An 18,059-nucleotide genomic window follows, 5' to 3' on the forward strand; every position below is an offset into this window, starting at 1 on the left:
TGTCAGTCCTCGGGGTTCGATCGCGTCAGCCGTTGCTGGATCACGGCGAAGAACAGGATGATGGCGGCAAGCACCAGGGCCAGGGCGGCACCGCCGCCGAAGTTGCCGAGCGCGAACGCCTGCTTGTAGACCTGGGTGGCCAGGGTTTCGGTTGCGCCGGCGGGTCCGCCGTTGGTCAGCGCCATGATGGGATCGAAGACCCGGAGCCCCTGGACGATTCCCAGGGTTGTGGCAATAGCGATAGCGGGGCGGATGGCCGGCAACGTGACGTTCCGGAAACGCTGCCACAGGTTGGCACCGTCGATGGCGGCCGCCTCCTCCACCTCCACCGGGACGCTGGCAAGTCCGGCCATAAAGATCACCATGGCAAAGCCGGTGGACCCCCAGACGAGGACTACCAGGACCGTCCAGATGGCCCATTGCGGATCGGCAAGCCATGGTTTGGCGAGGTCGCCTGCACCGATCGAGATGAGGAAGACGTTAATGGGGCCGTCGAAGTCGAAGATGTACTTCCACACGTAGGCAGTCGCGAGGGGGCTGAGCACCACGGGCATAAAAAACAGCGTGCGGAGAATGTACCGCGTCTTCAGCATCCGGTTGAGGCCGAGGGCGATGATGAGTCCGCCGACGTTGCCGAGGAAGACCGAGCCAAAGGCCAGGAACAACGTGTTCGTCAGGGCCCCGAGCTTGGTGGGGTCCTTGAAGATGGCTTCGAAGTTCTGCCAGCCCACGATTTTGAACGAGCCGATGCCTGACCAGTTGGTAAAGGCGAAGAAGCCGCCGATACCGGTTGCCACATAGTGGATGGCGACGACCAGGGCAATCCCGGGCAGCGCCCACCACCAATGCCCCAACTGCAGGCCCGTGCTCCGGGGACGGGTTTTTTCGCCCGCTCCCGGAGCGCGCCTGCCTCGCAGGGGTGCTTTAGCTGCTTCGCTTTTCGGTTGCATCGTCGCAGTCATGGTAATCCTTGCTTGTCCCTTTGAGTCGTCAGAACTGTGGTGATCTGAAACCGTCACTGGCCCCAGGCTGTATCCATGGCCTGGAGTACCTGATCGGCGGTCTTCTGTCCGGTGATAAGGCCCTGGACGCCGGTGGCGAGGGCGTCATACACAGCGGAGTTGGGCCACTGGCTGTTCGGCAGCGGGCCGTACTTTCCGTCCTTGATGAGATCGCCGACGTTCTTGTAGGCGCTGGCGTCGAAGTTGTAGCTGTCCAGCCCGGTAACCGGAAGGGCGCCGTCGATTTCGGCGAAGGCCTTGGTCTGCTCAGGCTCCGCCGCCCAGTCGAGGAACGCCTGGGCGGCGTCCTTATTCTTGGACGCTGCGTTGATGGAAAACGCGTAGTTCGCGCTGGCGTAGACGAAGGCCCTGCCTGAGCTCTTCTCTGCCGGGAGTGCACGCACATTGAAATCCGAGTCGGCAGCCGCGGTCCTCAGCTGCTTCCAGCTGGGACCCGGGATAAAGCCGGCAACCGATGTTCCGCTGGCAAGGCCCTTGGTGATGGCATCGAACCCGGCACCTGCAGCGCCCTTCTGGAAGCAGCCGGCGTCATTGAGCGTGGCGACTGCCTCAAGGGATGCCTTCCAGCCATCCGAGCCAGCGAAGGTGACTTCCTTGGCGGCACGCTTTTCGTTCCACGTGGGGTCCTCCGCGTAGACGCGGGACGCAGCCAGGGACATCGCCATCAGGCCGGTGTTTGGAGCTGCGGAGCCGGCCAGCGCGATAAACGACTTGCCCGACGATGCGAGCGACTTGCACTGGTCCTCGAGGGAGGCGAAGTCCGACGGGAAATCGGAAATGCCGGCCGCCTTGGCGGCAGTCTCGTTGGCGACCAAACCAACCACGGTGATCTCCGGCGCCTGGCCGTAGACTTTTCCGTCCGTCCCGAACAGGGCTTCGCTGCCCTCAGGCACGAGCGCCTTGGCGGCCCCGTCCAGTGGCTCGAGGAATCCTGCCTGCACGAGGGGCAGGATGCTGCGGCCGGTGCCGGAACCCGGGGAGGTGACGACGACGTCGGACGCGTTTCCGGCCTGAAGCTGGGTCCGAAGCGTCTGGTCGTAGGAGTCGTTGGGCTGCGGGTTGAAGGTAATCTTTACGTCGGGGTGCGTTTCCATGTACTTCTCGCCCAGCGTCTGGAACGGGCTCTCGATGGTGTTCGAGGTGGAAAAGCTGAGGGAAAATTCCTGGGCTCCGCCCGTGGCGGTGCTGCTTCCGGGGGAACCGGAGCATCCGGTGAGGATAAGGGCTGCGGCGGTGGGGAGGGCGAGGGCGCCGACCTTCAGGCCCGAAAAGCGACTGTGCTGTGTCATGTCCAGCCTTTCTGACTTCGTTGTCGAAAAAATCCGGGAGCCGTGACCCCGGTCACTCATCAGTATGCAGGAGATGTGCAGAAAAAGCACATAAGTATTCCCGATACTCGACATAAGTTGTACGGGGGCCTGCAGAAGGCCTATCGGGAGGGTGTCGTGTCCATGGCGGCCTGCAGCCAAAGTGTCGCGCTTCCATCGAAGAATATGATGGAGGCCGCGGAAGTTATTGATGCCGCTGATACACTGGCCGGACTGAATCCCTCCCCGAAGGATCGCCGCGCCGTGACAAACTCTGCCCTGCTTTCCCGGCTTGACCTCAACCTGCTCATTTCCCTGGATGCCCTCATCACGGAGCGAAGCGTCACCAGGGCGGCGGAGCGGCTTCATCTCAGCCAGCCGGCGCTCAGCGCCTCACTCGCGAGGCTCAGATCGCACTTCGGCGACCCCATCCTGGCCCGGCGCGGCAACGCCTACGAGCTCACGCCCTTTGCGCTGCGCCTGGCTGAGCACACGACCACAGCGCTTGAGGCCGCGCGCCGCGTCTTCGAGAGCCAGGCCACGTGGGAGCCCGCGGAGTCCGAACGTGAGTTTTCCATTTACGGATCGGATTACGGCTTTACCACCATAGGCCGCGTCGCCTCGGAGCTTGCGGCCGAGCGTGCCCCGGGCGTCCGGTTCAGATTCATGCTCCACAATCCGATGGTGGTGGAAGACGCCGCCAACCGCCTGCGCTCGGTGGACGGCATGGTGCTGCCCCACGGGTTCCTCACCGGGCTCCCCTACCTGGACCTCTGGAGGGACGGCTGGGTGGCCGTTGTGTCATCCTCCAACGACGCCGTCGGTGATCAGGTCACCATGGAAAACGTGGCCGAACTTCCGTGGGTGATGTCCTACCAGTCACGCTCGGCATTCACCTCGGCGGAACGCCAGATCCAGCAGCTCGGCATAGAGCCCCGGGTTGAAGTGGTGGTGGAGAGCTTCCTCTCTTTGCCCCACTTCGTCGTCGGAACACAGCGGATCGGACTCATCCAGGCGGCACTTGCCCCCTTCGCCCTTCAACTGGGCGGAATTCGCGTGCTGCCGCTGCCGTTCGATGCGACGCCGCTGGTCAACGCGCTGTGGTGGCACCCGGTGCACAACCGGGATTCGGAACATGAGTGGATGCGCGGCCTCTTTGAGGAAGCAGCCGGCATCGTGGCTGCCGCCGCGCTAAAGAACGTGCCTTAAGACGCTGATGCCCGGCCGATTTCACCGGCCGGGCATCATCGCTTCAGGAGCCTGGCTCCACTAAACCAGGCTGGCGCTCAGGCAGGGGCGAGAGCAGCCCGCATGCTGCGGCGGATGAGGTCATGCTGCTTCCGGACCAGCAGCAACGGATCCACTTCACCAAGCTCGGCGAAGGCATGCCCCTCCCACTCGCTGGACCAATAGCCCCGGTAGCCGCCTTCGACAAACACCCGGACCAGTTCCGGGTAATCAATCGCCGGCTCATTGCCCTGCTCGTCGATGTCGTAGAACTTCGCGTGTACATGCATGATCTGGGGCATGATGTCGGCCCATTCCTTCGGGCTGACGTGGCCATGCATGTTGAAGGCCAAGTGGGCGAAGGAACCAAGGCGGGCGGGATCAAAGTCACGTCCGCGGAGATAACCGATGAACTCCTCCTGCCGCGCCCGCATCGGCGCGTCAGTGGCCCAGATCGCCTGCAGCGTCTGGACGGCGCCGTCGTCGAGGCCGGCCCGACGGACAGCACGCAGGAGCGTGGGAGACATGCTGTGCATAGTGGACGAAAAATCAGCCACGAATCCCAACAGCGGCGAGTCGAGGTCGGCGTAAACATCACGGACCTTCATGATCTCCGGCGAGTTGGGCCCCAGCGGTGCATGGATCTCATAGGCCAGCTTGAGCTCAAGGTCCTCGGCGAGCGGCAGCAGCCGGCGGAGCAGGTCAGGCTTGGCGCTCTGGATGCGGACCAGGGGGAAGCCCAGCTTTTTGGCGCCGTGGAAGAGCGTCCGTGTGAACTCGTATTCCTCATCCGGCGTCATGTCGCGGTCGCGGCGGCGGCCCATGTCCAGGTTGGCGCCGAAGGAACTGGCCACGAAGCCGTGCTTGTCGAAGGCTTCCTGCCAGGACCGGGCGAAGTCGTCCGTGACGTTGGGGTACGTGGGCAGGACCTGGGATGCGACGATCTCGATCCCGGGACCGATGCCAAGCTCACCAACACGGTTGAGCAGGCCGTCTAAGTCGTACCAGCCGGCCCGGAATTCGGCGCTTGCCGAGTAGAGAGTGAGCCCCAGCGAGAAAGGATCATCCTCGGCCTTCGGCGGAGGCGGCGTGAGCGCCGCCGTGAGTTCCGGCGCCGGCGCTGCGCTGTCCGTCACTGTCAGCTCCAGCGTCTGGTTCACGAAGTTCGGCACGTACATGCCGGGACCGCCGTCCTGTCCCGGCGCAATCTGCATGTACGGCAGCCGCAGTTCCCCGATGAGTTGAACCTGGTGCCGCTCGCCGAGGGACACCGGGGTGTCCCTCGGCGCGATGAGCAGCGGATGCTCCTGGAGGTACCAGAGCGTGTCGCTTTGGGCCGGAAGGTCCGCGAGCGCATAGCGGACACCGCCGAGGTCAAGGGAAAGCTCCCCAACGGGAATCTCCTCGCCGTCCACGGTGAGCCGCAGCGTGGATACCGAGGAGAGCCAGAGGCTCCGGTACCACGGGAGGGTCAGCGCCAGGGCGAAGCCTTCGGGGTGTGTGCGCAGGCTTGCGTCGTCAATGAGTCCGTTTGGCATGGTGTCTCTCTTTGCAGGTGGAGAGGTGGGATGGGTCAGGAAAGCCCGCCGGCGATGCGGCGGATCAGTGCATGTTGGCGCCGCACCTGTTCGATGGCGCGCCACGGCGTACGTTCGCCTTCGTATTCGCTGGAGAGGTAGCCGGTATAGCCGGAGTCCTTGAGGCTTTGGAGCACTGGCTGCCAGGGGATCTGCTGGTCTTCCAACTGTTCGTTGATGTCATGGAATTTCGCCTGAATGAACACCACGTACTGGGCGATGTCGGCGAAATCGGCCGGATCGACGCCGATGCCGTCAAGGAATGCGGGCCGGGTTTCGCGGGACTCCCCTTCGCGCAGCGGAATCGGGCGGTCCTGGAAAATGCCGGTATCGATGAGCAGGCCAAAGTTCTTGGTGCCGGTCCGTTCGATCAGGCCGATGTAGTCCTCCACGACGGGGTGTTTGATGGGCGTGGGCGAGTGGATCTCAGGGCAGATGACGACCCCAAGCTCGTGCGCCAGATCGAGCGAGCGTTCCACCGATTCCGTCCAGATGGGATCCGGGACCAGGTCCCCGGACACCACTCCGATCTTCGGACGCACGAAGCCGAAGCCCAGCCGGTGGGCGAGCCGCATGTCGCGCTGCAGGGCTTCGGCACCTTCTCCAGCGGTCATGGTCCTTCCGTGGTGGAGCCGGGTGTCGATCCAGGAACCGTAGTTGGTGGGCTCCAGGGAGTACTTCTCCAGGAGCCGGAACCAGGTGTCCGTCCAGGCCGTGGATGGCTCAGGGTAGCCGGGAATGTGTCCCTCGCCGAGGATTTCGACGCCGGTGGCGCCTACGTCAGCGACGGCGGCGAGCGCCGTTTCCAGGTCCATGACGGTTCCGTAGTCGCCCATGAAGCTGTAGAGGGAGACGCCGTAGCGGAATGTGCCGTCGCCGCCTTCGGGTGCGAGCGTCACGGTCCGGCTGGCGCGGTGGATAGTGGGCTGGTGTTCAACCGGTATATAGGACATGCGCAGGCGCAGATCGATGGAAAGCTCATGGACGCCCTGCGGCAGACCGCCGTCGAACGGTACGGTGACCAGCGCCGCTTCCTCCAGCGGCCACCGGACACCGTCGCTATCCCAGAGCTGCTGCAGTGTGTAGGTCTGCCCGCCGAAGGTCCAGTGCGGAACGTCCGGGCCGACGTCGACGACGTTGCCCACGCGGACCGCGATGCCGTCAATGAGAGACGCGGCCATGCCCCGGTAGGACGGCATGCGGACACGGAACTGGAAGCCGGTCACGCGTCCACCCTCGGTGACGTTACGGAATCCGACGGACTGGATGAGGTCTCTTTCGAGAAGCATCATTGCTCACTCTCTGTAGGTGCGGGTACAGCGTACACCATTATGTCGCTTTCGTACCTAAGTTTGTTGAGATTCCACGAAACAACTAGCCCGGAAGAACCGCAGACCAGCCGCCGTCCACCATCAGGTTGGCGCCCGTTACGTACGAGGCGTCATCGGAAGCCAGGAACAGTGCACATCTGGCGACTTCCTCAGGTGAACCGATCCGGCCCAGCGGGATGCTGCCGGCGATGGTTCGCATGGGATGGTCCGGGGCCAGGAGGTTGCCTTCGGTGGCCGCCGTGCGGATCATTCCGGGGCTGACGGCATTTACGCGCAGTCCGTGCGGAGCCCCTTCGGCCGCGAGCTGCCTTGTCATGGCGACCACGGCCCCCTTCGTGGCAGTGTGGGCCAGCCGGCCGTTGGTCATGGAACCGGTGACTCCTGCGGTGGAGCCCACCAGCACAATGGCGGCACCCTGCGTCCGGATCAGCTGGGGCCAGAAGTATTTGACCGGCAGGAACACCACATCCATCTCATGCTCCACGTTCCACTTCCAGTCAGCGAACGTAAGCTGCTCCACCGGGGCGAACCGGGTGACCGCGGCGTTGGCATACAGGATATGGACCTGTCCGCAGGTCGCGGCCACGTCCTGGGCCCAGGAAGCGACGGCGGCCTCGTCCGTGAGGTCCACGCGGCTGCTGCTCATCCGGCCACCTGAAGCGGTGACCGCCGCGACGGTGCCCGCTGCGCCGTCGTCGTCCATGTCGCAGCCCACGACCAGGGCGCCCGCGGCGGCGAAGGCAAGCGCCGCGGCCCTGCCCTGGCCGCTGGCCGTTCCGGTGATGACGGCAGTCTTGCCGGCGAGGCGCTGGCTGGAAACAGGCATAGGGGGTCCTTTCGACAGGTACATTTCCTCGACTTTCCCAGGAGAGATCCGGACGGGGAACGGCGCTGCGGCAGTAGTTGGTATCAGCCGCGTGGATGGTCAGGATGGGTACGCGGGGTATCTGCCAGACAAATGCCAGTTATCAGTAGATCCCTCTTCACCAAATACATGAGCTGGTTCACAGTGGTTACAGGACCTGCACCAATCCGACCGCAGCCAAAACTCAGAAGGAATTCAACGTGGAAACTCCCCTCTCCCACCTCGCCCACCTCGAGATCACCACACCCGACGTCGAAGCGTCGGCGCGGTTCTACGAGGAAAAGTTCGGCATGCGCATCATCGACCGCGTGGACGGCAACGTCTACCTCCGCTGCTGGGGCGACTACTACCGCTACAGCCTGGTCATCACCGAAGGACCCGAAGCATCCCTCGGCCGGATGGCATGGCGCACAAACTCCCAGGCAGCCCTCGAAGCCGCGGCCGCCCGGGTTGAGGCAACCGGCGTACAGGGTACCTGGACCGTTGGTGGCCACGGCTACGGCAAGTCCTACGAATTCACCGGCCCCTACGGCCACCGGATGCGCCTCTTCTATGACGTGGAGAAGTTCGTGGCCGAACCCGGCTTCGAGTCCACCTACCCGGACCGTCCGGAGCGCCGGAGCAGCCACGCCGCAGCACCCCGCTTCCTGGACCACGTCACCGTGGCATGCTCCGACGTCCGCGGCTTCGCCAAGTGGTACAACGAGGCCCTGGGCTTCCGCGTGATGGCGTTTGTTGACCTGGACGAAGCACCCATCACCGTCTTCTCCGTCCTGACCACCAACGAGAAGTCCCATGACCTGGGCGTCGTACTGGACACCTCCAGCCGCGCAGGCCGCGTCAACCACATCGCCTTCTGGGTGGACGCCACCGAAGACCTGCTCCGCACCGCGGACGTCATGATGGAAAACGGCACCGCCATGGAATACGGCCCCTCCATCCACGGCGTGGGCGAGCAGAACTTCCTGTACTTCCGCGATCCGTCAGGCCTGCGCGTGGAACTGAACTCCGGTGGCTACCGCAATTACGTCCCGGACTGGGAAGCCAACACCTGGAAGCCGTCCGAGGGTTCCAACAACTTCTACAAGAACGGCGCCATGCCGCACTCCATGACCGAATCCTTCCCCCCGGCCGAAGGCTTCACTGCCACCGAAGAAGGCGCCTCCCCCGAAATGAAGGAAGCCCTCCTGAACCCGTACGCCAAGCAGGGACGGGGCTAAGCGAATATGCCTGAAACGACATATTCCCTGATCCGGTTCCAGGAGGCCGGTGACGGCAAGGCCCGCGTGGGCCTGCTTGTCGGCCAGCGGGTCCTGCCGCTGGACGGCGAAATCAACTCCCTGATCCAGCACTGGGACACCATGGAAAGCCAGCTTGATGCCCTGGCAGCCTCAACCGGTGAACAATCTGGCCTGGCGCTGGCCGACGTCGAGGTCCTTGCCCCGGTGGAGCCGGTCCAGGTCCTGCAGACCGGCGCCAACTACCGGAAACACGTGATCGATCTCGCCGCAGCGCACCGCGAACCTGGCCAGGACGAAGAGGAAGTCCGCGCCAAGACCGCCGCCATGATGGACAAGCGCGCCGGCCAGGGCACACCGTACTTCTTCATCGGGCTCCCGACGGCGATCGCGTCAGCCACGGACGACCTCACCCTGCCTGCCTACTCCACATCCCACGACTGGGAACTGGAACTGGCAGCCGTCATTGGCAAGACGGCGTTCCGGGTCACCCCCGAGGAAGCCCTGGATTACGTCTTCGGCTACACCATGGTGAACGACATCACCACCCGTGAGTACGTCTTCCGCAAGGACATGCCCGCGATCGGCTCGGACTGGTATCGCGCCAAGAACGCCCCCGGCTTCCTTCCCACAGGTCCGCTGCTGGTGCCCGCGAAGTACTTCGGCGACCCGCAGGATGTCCAGGTGACGCTGAAGCTCAACGGCAAGGCCATGCAGGACGAGTCAACCTCCGACATGATCTTCGGGGTGGCCAAACTGGTCAGCGAAGCCTCACAGATCATGCCGCTGCGCCCGGGCGACCTGGTCCTGACCGGCAGCCCCGCCGGCAACGGCCAGCACTGGGGGCGGCTGCTGCAGGACGGCGACGTGATGGAGGGCACCATCACCGGCCTCGGCACCCAGTTGATCCTTTGCAAGGACGAGGTCCAGCCGTGACCACGCAGGAAACTGCACCGAACACCGTCACCGGGGAAGCAGCAGCCGATGCTTTCCCGGTGATCCGGCGTGAGGACCCGCTGGGCAGCATCCGGGCCATGGCGGCTGCCCACAACAACTGGGGCCGCTGGGGTGCCGATGACGTACTGGGAACGCTGAACTTCATCGACGCTGCCAAGCGCGTCGAGGCCGCCGGCCTGGTACGCACAGGCGAGGCGTTCTCGCTCTCCCAGCCGTTCGACACCAACGGCCCGCAGAAGGGCTGGCGCCGCCGCACCAACCCTGTGCACACCATGACGGACACCGGCGTGGACGCCGAACGCGGCAACCAGGGCTTCCCGCACGGTTTCGGCGGTGCGGACGACGTCATTGCGATGCCGCTGCAGTGCTCCACCCAGTGGGACGGACTGGGCCACATCTTCGACCAGGGGAAGGCCTGGAACGGCCGGGCTGCAGGCGACGTGGTTACGTCCGAAGGCGACCTGGTCACAGGCATCGAAACGGCCGCAGCCAAGATCGTCACCCGCGGTGTACTGCTGGACGTTGGCCGCGCGCTCGGCCCGGAACTGGGCAGGACCGACGGCGAACTGCCGGACGGCTTCGCCATCACCCCGGAACACCTCGAGCGGACCATCGAACTGCAGGGACCCACCTCCACGGTGGGCCGCGGCGACATCGTCGTGGTCCGCACCGGGCAGCACACCCGCGTCCGCCGTGACGGCTGGGGCGACTACGCCGGAGGCGCGGCACCGGGACTGTCCTTCAGCACCGCGCCGTGGCTGCACCGCAGCGAAATCGCCGGAATCGCCACCGACACCTGGGGCTTCGAAGTCCGGCCCAACGAGTTCGACGGCGCCTTCCAGCCCCTCCACCAGATCGCCATCCCCAACCTCGGGCTGTTCCTCGGTGAAATGTGGGACCCGGACGGCTTGGCGGAAGCGTGCGCGGCGGACGGCAGATACGACTTCCTGCTCACTGCCGCACCGCTCCCGATCACCGGCGCCGTCGGCTCACCGGTCAACCCGATCGCCCTCCGGTAGCTTTCAGGTAGCAGCAACAAACACCCACCAGCAGTAACGCCGTCAACACAAAGGAGTCAGCGATGGCAGCAGTACAGAACGTCGGAATCGTCGGAGCGGGAGCCGCGGGACTGACCGCAGCCATCCTCCTGGCCGACGCCGGAATCAACGTGGAAGTCCTGGAGAAGGCGGACGCCCCGCAGGCCCTTGGATCCGGCATCACGCTGCAGGGCAACGCCCTGCGGATCTTCCGCCAGCTCGGCGTCTGGGAGCAGATCGAGGCGAAGGGCTACCCGTTCAGCACCCTCGGCCTGCGCGCGCCGAATCCCGACGGCACCGTCATCGCGGTCCTCGAGGACATCCGCACCGGCGGCGAGGACCTCCCCGCCACCCTGGGCATGTACCGCCCCGACCTCACGGCCATCCTTCGCGAACGGGCCGAACAGGCCGGCGCCCGGATCAGCTACGGCAAGACCGTCACCGGGATAACGGACGACGGCGGTTCGGTCACCGTCAGCACCGCCGACGGCGCCACCGCAAGCTTCGACCTCCTGATCGGCGCCGACGGACTGCACTCCGCGGTCCGCAAGGCGATCGGCATCGACGTCGAGCCCCAGCCCACCGGCATGGGCATCTGGCGTGCCTTCGTGGAACGGCCCGCGGACGTGGTCCGCACCGACCTGACTTACGGCGGACCCTGCTTCATCGCGGGCTACTGCCCCACCGGCCCCGACACCATCTACGCCTACCTCGTGGAAAAGGCCCAGGAGCGCAGGCACGAGGACGGCCCGCGCATCATGGCCGAACTCGCCGCCGCCTATGGCGGGCCCTGGAACGAGATCCGCGCCAATCTGGACCACAGCGCCCGCATCAACTACACCTGGTTCACCACTCATCTGGTGGACGGGCCTTGGAACCGCGGCCGCACCGTCATCATCGGCGACGCCGCCCACAGCTGCCCGCCCACGGTGGCCCAGGGCGCTGCCATGGCCCTGGAAGACGCGGCCGTCCTGGCCGAACTGCTCATCAACGCCGACCACGTCACCGAGACGCTGTGGAAGGAATTCACCGACCGGCGCCTGGACCGGGCAAAGGCAGTGGTCAACGCCTCCGTCCAACTGGGCCAGTGGATGCTCGACGGCGTCCGCGACGCCGATGTGCCCGGCCTCATGCACTCGCTGTCCACCTTGCTGAAGGAACCCGCATGAGCACCGGCGCCCAGGAAACACCCACCGTCGACGTTCACGCCCACATCCTGCTTCCTGCCCTGCAGCAGCTGGTGGCCGAAGCCGATCCCGAAGGCCTCGGCGCGCAGCAGGCGCTGGAAGCCCGCCGGAACGGGCCGGAATCCATGGCAGCTTCCGGCCGGATGATCAAGGAGCGCTGGCCACAACTGACGGACCTGGACCGCCGGCTCGCGGACATGGACGCGCAGGGCGTGGACGTGCAGCTGGTCTCGCCGTCGCCGTCACACTTCTACTACTTCGCCGCCGAGGAGCTGTCCCTGCAGCTCTCGAAGCAGGCCAACCAGGCGGTCCGGAATTTCGTGGACCGTGCCCCGGAACGCCTCCACGGGCTGGGCCTGGTCCCGTTGCAGCACCCGGCCCTGATGGTGGAAGCCCTCGAGCACGCTGTATTGGAGTGCGGACTGCTCGGGGTGGAGATCGGCTCGTTCGCCGCCACGCCCGGCGATCCGCAGCGGAGCACGGTTGAGCTTTCCGATGCCAGGCTGGAACCGTTTTGGAGCCGGGCGGCGGAGCTGGGCGCCCTGGTGTTCCTGCACCCGTTCGGCTGCTCGCTGGATGAGCGGCTGGACCGCTTCTACCTGGCCAACACCGTTTCCCAGCCGGCCGAAAACGCGGTGGCCCTGTCCCACCTGATCTTCAGTGGAGTCCTGGACCGCCACCCGGACCTGAAAGTGCTGGCCGCGCATGGCGGCGGCTACCTTCCCACCAGCCTGGGCCGCTCGGACCATGCCTGGAAGGTGCGGCCGGAGGCACGCACGTGCGCAGCGCCGCCGTCGTCGTACCTGAAAAGGCTTTACTTCGACTCCCTGGTCCACAGCGCCGCCGAACTTCGGGCGCTGGTCGCGGCCGCCGGCCCGGAACAGGTCCTCCTGGGATCCGACTACCCGTTCGACATGGGCTCTGACCTGCCTGTGGACGAGGTCCAGGCGGCCGGACTCTCTGCCGACGACGAGGCTCAGGTTTTGGGCGGCAACGCACGCACGCTGGGCATCACAGCGGCGGCCGCCCTGACCGCCCGGCCCAACGCTTAAGGAACACTCAAATGGTCAAAATTGCACGCTGGAACCACGACGGCGGGACGCAGTCCGGCTTCGTGGACAACGGAAACTGCTATGGTCTGCCCGTCGGGCAGACCGTCCAGACCCTGCTGGACGCCGGACTCGAAGCAACGCTGAATCTTGCCCGGGAAACCGTCGGTTCGGGGCCCGCCGTGCCGCTGGCTGACGTGCAGCTGCTGGCACCGCTGGTGCCTGCCACCATCCGGGACTTCGTGGCGTTTGAGGAACATGTCGAAGGCGTGCGGAAAAGCATCGACGGCGTGGCCGGCGTGGTGCCCGAATGGTACGAAGCGCCCACGTTCTACTTCACCAATCCGCATACGGTGACGGGCACCGGAGAGGTGATCGGGATTCCGGCGGGCTGTGCGGACCTGGACTTTGAAACGGAGGTTGCCGCCGTCGTCGGACGCGTTCCCGGGAGCGAGGGCAGGAACCTGACCGCGGCCGCGGCGCACCGGCACATCTTCGGCTATACGGTCCTCAACGACTGGTCGGCCCGGGACCTGCAGCGCCGCGAGATGAAAGTCAGCCTGGGCCCGTGCAAGGGCAAGGACTTTGCCAACACGCTGGGGCCGTGGATTGTCACCGCGGATGAGTTCGAGGACCTCCACGACGCCGAGGGTTTCCTGCCGATCTCCATGGCCGTGGAAGTGAACGGCGAAGCCATCGGGCAGGACCTGCTCTCCAACATGGGCTGGCCATTCGCCGAGCTCGTGGCCTACGCCTCCCAGGATTCCGTAGTGCGGCCCGGGGATGTCCTGGGTTCCGGCACCTGCGGCAGCGGCTGCCTGGCGGAACTCTGGGGACGCAACGGCTCACAGACTCCCCCGCCGCTGAAGACCGGCGATGTTGTGCGGATGACCGTGGAGGGCATCGGGACCATCGAGAACACCGTGGGCAAGCGGCGCGAAGCCGTGACCCGGGTGGCTGCCCGGGTCCGTCCGCGGAACCGGGTCCGGGTCCCTTCAGCTGCCGTTCCCGGGCTGTAGTGATTTCCCTTCAGCTTTCGGGCCGGACGGTGGTGGTTACCGGCGCCGGCCAGGGACAGGGTGCTGCGGAAGCGCGGCTGCTGGCCGAAGCCGGGGCTCGTGTCATCGCCACGGACCTGGCATCGGAGATTCCGGAGCAGCTGGCCGCCATTTCTTCGCCCTCAGTCGGCGAACTGGTGTACCGGCAGCTGGATGTGTCCGACGCCGACGGCTGGCAGCGTCTCGCTGACTGGATCCGATCCCGGGGCTGGCAGGTGGACGGGCTGGTCAACAACGCGGGCATCACCCAGCGCAGCAGGCTGTTGGACGCCTCGGTGACTGACCTGCAGCGTGTTTATGAGGTGAACGTCGCCGGAGTCCTGCTGGGAATCCAGGCCCTCTCGCCCCTGATGGGCAATGGCTCGGCGATTGTGAACGTGGGCTCCGTGGCTGGCCTGACAGCGCACTATCCGGTGGCGTACACCGCGAGCAAGTGGGCCCTGCGGGGCCTGTCGCAGGTTGCGGCCATGGAACTTGGACCGCGCGGGATCCGGGTGAACACTGTCCATCCCGGCTTTATCGAAACGCCCATGACGGCGAGCGCCAGGCCGGAATTCAGGCAGGCCACCCTTGCCGAGACCCCGCTGGGCCGCACCGGGACGGTGGACGAGGTGGCCGGCGTCGTGCTGTTCCTCCTCAGCACGTTGTCCTCATTCGTGACGGGCGCCGAGATCCCTGTGGACGGCGGCCAGTCAGGCCACGGCGGAGCCAAGTCGGTCTCCGACGCGATGCGTTGACGCCCCCAACTCCTGCGCCCCCCAAACCCCCAAGTAGGTCGCAGCAGATGTCGGTATGAGCGCTCATAACGACATCTGCTGCTACTCAGTTGGGGATGTGATGGGCACCGGGTGGGCAGTGGCCGGGAAGAGTTCGTGCAGCCGGGAGCAGGCCCGCTGCACCACCGAGCGCAGCCAGACACTGGCCGGGTCCTCCGTCTGGGAGGGATGCCAGTACATGGCTTCCACCAGGGACGCTTCGGTGCCCTCGGAGAACTCCAGGACAGCAATGTCCGCGCCTCGTTGGGCCCGTGCCGCCAGCATGCGCGGGACCAGCGCCGCCAGGTCCGTCCCCTCAACGAGCAGCGGCAGGGACAGGAACCCGGCCACCACCGCCGCTACCCGACGCTGGATACCGCGGGACTCAAACAGCTTGTCCGCCGGGGTACTGATTCCCTCCCCGAAATAGCCGACGGCGTGCGGAACCGTTGCCAGATCCTCAAGTGTCAGGCGAGGCTGCTGGAGTAGGGGACTTCCGGCGTCAGTCACGGCCACGAAGCTGTCGCGGAAAAGCTGCTTGCTGGTGCCCTGCATGTGATAGCCCGTCGGGCCCACGAGCAGGTCGATTTTCGAATAGTCGGCCATCTGGCCCTGGATTCCGGAACCGGCCGTGGGGACAAAGTCCACGGACACGGAGGGAGCCTCCTCGCGCAGGATGCCCCGCAGCGGCCCAACGATCAGCGCTGCCGCATAGTCCGACGCCGCAATGACAAATTCCCGCTCGCTTGTTCCTGCCTCGAATCCGGACCGGACGCGCGTGGCCCGCTGGACGTGAAGCATTGCTTCATCAACCAGCGGGACCAAAGACTGTGCGAAGGGCGTGAGGTCATACGTGCGGCCATTGCGGACCAGGAGTTCGTCGTCGAAATGCCGCCGGAGCCTGGCCATGGCGGCACTGGTGGCCGGCTGGCTGAGCTGGAGCCGCTCAGCAGCCCGGGAAACGTTCCGAAGCTCCAGCAGTACCTGCAGCTGGGGCAGCAGGTTCAGGTCCAGGTTCTTCATACCCACAGGTTATCCGTCCCCGGACTTGTGTCCTTTCTAATGGTCGACGGGCGCCGGCCGCGGTCCCCGGACCAGGACGGCCAGCAGCGCCACCGCACACGCAATTCCCAATGCGCCCAGGGCGAAGCCCAAGCTGCCCAGTGCCGCGGCGGCCATCCCGAGGACGATGGGGGTCAGGAATTGGCCGATGAACAGCGTTCCGGTCCAGATGCCCGTGCCGCGGCCGCGCTGCTGGAATTCAAGGCCATTCACGGCCCACGTCAGCAAGGTGGGCAGCAACACGCCGGTGCCAGCGCTGGCGATGACAGCTCCCGCGATAGCCAGCGGTACCGTCCCAGCGACGGAGACCAGGGAAAGTCCGACGGCGGCCAGCCCGAAAGCGAGCGCCAGCAGGTTCCGCGTGCCCAGCTTCGCCAGGTAGCGGAAGGAGATGGCTCCCGCCGCCGTCGCGAGGGACGCGATGGCCGCGGCGAGACCGATGAGTGCTGCGTCCCCGACACCCAGGCCGGTGATGACGTAGGGCAGGTGGACGATGAGTGCGTAAAACACAATGCCGCCGAAGAGCGTCACCGCGGCCGGGGCGCCGATCTGCCGCCATGGCACCGGCGTTTTGGCCGCCGTCGTGCGCTGGCTCTTTGCAGGCTCCCAGAGCTTGAAGACCATGGGGATGACGATGACGGCACTGACGGCGTAGAGCCAGAATGGGGTCCGCCAGCTGATGCTGCCCAGGGCACCGCCGAGGGCGAAGAATGCGGTGGCTGCGAGGGCGCTGACCATGGTCTGAAGGCCAAGGTACTTGTTCCGCTGTTCGCCGGCGTAGTAGTCCGTGATGAGGGTGGTGCAGCAGGTCATGATGGCGGCTTCCGCGATTCCGACGCCGACCCGCGACAGCGCGATGGATTCGAGGCTGTCCAGCCAGAGCGGCGCGGTCCCGAAGGCGGCGTATGCCAGCATGGCAACAACAAGTAGCTGCTTTCGGCCCACCCGGTCGGCAAGGTAGCCGGCCAGCGGCGAGAAAAGCGCCACAAACAGCGCCGGCAGGGTCAGCGTAAGCGGAACCAGGATGGCAACGCCGGGGTTGTCTGCGAACGCTTGGTTCAGGGTGGGAAGGATGGGTGCAAGAAGTACGGCCCCCAGCACCGGCATGCAACTGCCGGCAACGAGGAGGGTCGCCTGAAGCCGCCCGGCCGTACGCGTGGTCGCGGGAACGGTCGTCCCGTTCCTGGACTGAGTATCCGTGAGCTGAATATTCTCCATTGAATGTCCTTAGCCTCTTGGTGGTCACTAAGGGACGGCGCTGATACGGGCGCCAAGTGACTGCCTACACTGTGGCAAGGCTTGGGCTATCGGGGAACCAAGCATTTGGGATAGCTGGTATCCACGCGACGGATGGGAGGGGATGGCTGCCCAGTGCCCTCGGGCAATCGGCCCTACTCCCCAGGCACCGCGTTCAGTTCGGCGCGCGTCGGCGGGTTGGCGCCGGGGCGCGAGACCGTGACGGCGGCCGCGCGGGACGCATGTGCCAGCAGTTCAGCCAAGCCTTCGGCCGGAAGCTCGCGCAGGTCCTTCCGGTTCTGCGCGCCGTCCAGGCCCTTGTCCACAATCCCGGACAGCAGCGCCGCCATAAACGAATCCCCCGCGCCGACGGTGTCGGCAACGTCCACGCGAGGCGCCGGATACTCAGCCTCGCCCGCGGCCGTAATCCCCCAGGGACCCGCCGCACCGCGGGTGACCACCACCATCGCCGGCCCCTCCGCCCCGCCCCGGGACAGCCAGCGGCGGGCCGAGTCCAGCGGGTCAACCCCGGGGTAGAGCCACTCCAGGTCCTCGTCGGAGGCCTTGACCACATCCGCGAGCGAGGCGAACTTCTCCGCCTGCCGCCGCGCGTAGTCAACGTCGGTGATGATGCTGGGCCGGCAGTTGGGATCGAAACTGATGGTGGCGCGCGGGTGGGCGTATTCGACGGCGGCGAGCACCGCCGTCGCGCCCGGCGCCAGCATAGTGGCAATGGAGCCGGTGTGCAGCAGGGTGGTGCCCTGCAGGATAAAGGCGAGCCGGTCCGCCAGGCCGGGGAGCTCCCAGGTGAGGTCGAACGTGTAGGTGGCGGCGCCGTCGTCGTCGATCAGGGCGGTGGCCACGCTGGTGGGCAACTCGTCCGGGCCCTGCGGCAGCATTACGGAGCTCGCACGAAGGTGCGCGGCCACGGAATCCCCGTACGCGTCACGGCCGTAGCGGCCAATGAACTGCACCGGGTGGTCCAGGCGAGCCAGCCCCACCGCTACATTGAGGGGGCTGCCGCCCACGTGGGCTTCGATTCCGGAGGCGCGCTGGACAACGTCAACAAGGCCCTCGCCGATAACAGTGAGCATGGTCATACTCTGCCAGAGAAACCGGCCGCCCACACGGCCCGTGGCGCATCGCCTACC

General features: G+C 65.9%; 16 protein-coding genes. 8 read left to right on the forward strand and 8 right to left on the reverse strand.

The window, feature by feature from the left end; translation table 11 throughout:
* Positions 1-2: 2 nt before the first annotated feature.
* Together ABV518_RS08665 and ABV518_RS08670 are read right to left on the reverse strand one after the other, a co-directional pair.
* Positions 3-962, reverse strand: coding sequence for a carbohydrate ABC transporter permease (locus ABV518_RS08665; protein WP_367766518.1), 960 nt, complete (start codon positions 960-962; stop codon positions 3-5).
* Positions 963-1,015: 53 nt separating this feature from the next.
* Positions 1,016-2,311, reverse strand: coding sequence for an ABC transporter substrate-binding protein (locus tag ABV518_RS08670; protein WP_367766519.1), 1,296 nt, complete (start codon positions 2,309-2,311; stop codon positions 1,016-1,018).
* Positions 2,312-2,593: 282 nt separating this feature from the next.
* Between ABV518_RS08670 and ABV518_RS08675 the strand changes: the two genes are divergently transcribed.
* The gene (locus tag ABV518_RS08675) at positions 2,594-3,538 is read left to right on the forward strand and encodes a LysR family transcriptional regulator (protein WP_367766520.1); all 945 of its coding nucleotides are present in this window, start codon (positions 2,594-2,596) and stop codon (positions 3,536-3,538) included.
* 77 nt (positions 3,539-3,615) lie between these two features.
* Here the strand turns inward: ABV518_RS08675 and ABV518_RS08680 are convergent, their stop codons facing one another.
* The 3 genes from ABV518_RS08680 to ABV518_RS08690 all read right to left on the reverse strand — a co-directional run bounded on the left by ABV518_RS08680 (position 3,616) and on the right by ABV518_RS08690 (position 7,290).
* On the reverse strand, positions 3,616-5,094 hold the full coding sequence (locus tag ABV518_RS08680; protein ID WP_367766521.1) for a DUF6379 domain-containing protein: 1,479 nt from the start codon (positions 5,092-5,094) through the stop codon (positions 3,616-3,618).
* Positions 5,095-5,129: 35 nt separating this feature from the next.
* A complete protein-coding gene (locus ABV518_RS08685; RefSeq protein WP_367766583.1) occupies positions 5,130-6,422 on the reverse strand; it encodes a DUF6379 domain-containing protein in 1,293 nt (430 codons plus the stop codon).
* Positions 6,423-6,507: 85 nt separating this feature from the next.
* On the reverse strand, positions 6,508-7,290 hold the full coding sequence (locus tag ABV518_RS08690) for an SDR family NAD(P)-dependent oxidoreductase (RefSeq protein WP_367766523.1): 783 nt from the start codon (positions 7,288-7,290) through the stop codon (positions 6,508-6,510).
* A 239-nt stretch (positions 7,291-7,529) separates the two neighbouring features.
* Here ABV518_RS08690 and ABV518_RS08695 point away from each other — a divergent pair, with 239 nt between their 5' ends.
* From ABV518_RS08695 to ABV518_RS08725, 7 genes are all read left to right on the forward strand, one after another.
* Positions 7,530-8,549, forward strand: a complete 1,020-nt coding sequence (locus ABV518_RS08695; protein ID WP_367766525.1) for a VOC family protein — start codon at positions 7,530-7,532, stop codon at positions 8,547-8,549.
* A 6-nt stretch (positions 8,550-8,555) separates the two neighbouring features.
* Positions 8,556-9,503, forward strand: coding sequence for a fumarylacetoacetate hydrolase family protein (locus tag ABV518_RS08700; protein ID WP_367766527.1), 948 nt, complete (start codon positions 8,556-8,558; stop codon positions 9,501-9,503).
* Positions 9,500-10,543, forward strand: coding sequence for a cyclase family protein (locus ABV518_RS08705; protein WP_367766529.1), 1,044 nt, complete (start codon positions 9,500-9,502; stop codon positions 10,541-10,543). The genes ABV518_RS08700 and ABV518_RS08705 overlap by 4 nt, the downstream gene beginning before the upstream one ends.
* 62 nt (positions 10,544-10,605) lie before the next feature.
* A complete protein-coding gene (locus ABV518_RS08710) occupies positions 10,606-11,730 on the forward strand; it encodes an FAD-dependent oxidoreductase (protein WP_367766531.1) in 1,125 nt (374 codons plus the stop codon).
* Positions 11,727-12,800, forward strand: a complete 1,074-nt coding sequence (locus ABV518_RS08715) for an amidohydrolase family protein (protein WP_367766533.1) — start codon at positions 11,727-11,729, stop codon at positions 12,798-12,800. The genes ABV518_RS08710 and ABV518_RS08715 overlap by 4 nt, the downstream gene beginning before the upstream one ends.
* 11 nt (positions 12,801-12,811) lie before the next feature.
* Entirely contained in the window at positions 12,812-13,816 is a 1,005-nt protein-coding gene (locus ABV518_RS08720) for a fumarylacetoacetate hydrolase family protein (protein WP_367766535.1), read from the forward strand.
* Complete coding sequence (locus tag ABV518_RS08725) at positions 13,816-14,592, forward strand: SDR family NAD(P)-dependent oxidoreductase (protein WP_367766537.1); 777 nt, start codon at positions 13,816-13,818, stop codon at positions 14,590-14,592. The genes ABV518_RS08720 and ABV518_RS08725 overlap by 1 nt, the downstream gene beginning before the upstream one ends.
* 81 nt (positions 14,593-14,673) lie before the next feature.
* On the opposite strand, the gene ABV518_RS08730 is transcribed toward ABV518_RS08725, so the two are convergent.
* From ABV518_RS08730 to ABV518_RS08740, 3 genes are all read right to left on the reverse strand, one after another.
* Positions 14,674-15,633: a LysR family transcriptional regulator gene (locus tag ABV518_RS08730; protein WP_367766539.1), complete on the reverse strand. Its 960-nt coding sequence runs from the start codon at positions 15,631-15,633 to the stop codon at positions 14,674-14,676.
* A gap of 36 nt (positions 15,634-15,669) precedes the next feature.
* Positions 15,670-16,890 carry an MFS transporter gene (locus ABV518_RS08735; protein ID WP_367766541.1) on the reverse strand — a complete coding sequence of 407 codons (1,221 nt, stop codon included), beginning with the start codon at positions 16,888-16,890 and terminating at the stop codon, positions 15,670-15,672.
* Between the two features lie 173 nt (positions 16,891-17,063).
* Positions 17,064-18,002: a carbohydrate kinase gene (locus ABV518_RS08740; protein WP_367766542.1), complete on the reverse strand. Its 939-nt coding sequence runs from the start codon at positions 18,000-18,002 to the stop codon at positions 17,064-17,066.
* Positions 18,003-18,059 lie beyond the last annotated feature (57 nt).

The organism is Arthrobacter sp. HS15c (assembly GCF_040812005.1).
Lineage (GTDB): Bacteria > Actinomycetota > Actinomycetes > Actinomycetales > Micrococcaceae > Arthrobacter.

What these genes read in the sequence shown, in the direction of transcription:
- ABV518_RS08690 (WP_367766523.1), bottom strand. Translation starts at nt 7,290, where the DNA reads ATGCCTGTTTCCAGCCAGCGCCTCGCCGGCAAGACTGCCGTCATCACC.
- ABV518_RS08670 (WP_367766519.1), bottom strand. Translation starts at nt 2,311, where the DNA reads ATGACACAGCACAGTCGCTTTTCGGGCCTGAAGGTCGGCGCCCTCGCC.
- ABV518_RS08735 (WP_367766541.1), bottom strand. Translation starts at nt 16,890, where the DNA reads ATGGAGAATATTCAGCTCACGGATACTCAGTCCAGGAACGGGACGACC.
- ABV518_RS08715 (WP_367766533.1), top strand. Translation starts at nt 11,727, where the DNA reads ATGAGCACCGGCGCCCAGGAAACACCCACCGTCGACGTTCACGCCCAC.
- ABV518_RS08740 (WP_367766542.1), bottom strand. Translation starts at nt 18,002, where the DNA reads ATGCTCACTGTTATCGGCGAGGGCCTTGTTGACGTTGTCCAGCGCGCC.
- ABV518_RS08665 (WP_367766518.1), bottom strand. Translation starts at nt 962, where the DNA reads ATGACTGCGACGATGCAACCGAAAAGCGAAGCAGCTAAAGCACCCCTG.
- ABV518_RS08685 (WP_367766583.1), bottom strand. Translation starts at nt 6,422, where the DNA reads ATGCTTCTCGAAAGAGACCTCATCCAGTCCGTCGGATTCCGTAACGTC.
- ABV518_RS08700 (WP_367766527.1), top strand. Translation starts at nt 8,556, where the DNA reads ATGCCTGAAACGACATATTCCCTGATCCGGTTCCAGGAGGCCGGTGAC.
- ABV518_RS08720 (WP_367766535.1), top strand. Translation starts at nt 12,812, where the DNA reads ATGGTCAAAATTGCACGCTGGAACCACGACGGCGGGACGCAGTCCGGC.
- ABV518_RS08710 (WP_367766531.1), top strand. Translation starts at nt 10,606, where the DNA reads ATGGCAGCAGTACAGAACGTCGGAATCGTCGGAGCGGGAGCCGCGGGA.
- ABV518_RS08730 (WP_367766539.1), bottom strand. Translation starts at nt 15,633, where the DNA reads ATGAAGAACCTGGACCTGAACCTGCTGCCCCAGCTGCAGGTACTGCTG.
- ABV518_RS08680 (WP_367766521.1), bottom strand. Translation starts at nt 5,094, where the DNA reads ATGCCAAACGGACTCATTGACGACGCAAGCCTGCGCACACACCCCGAA.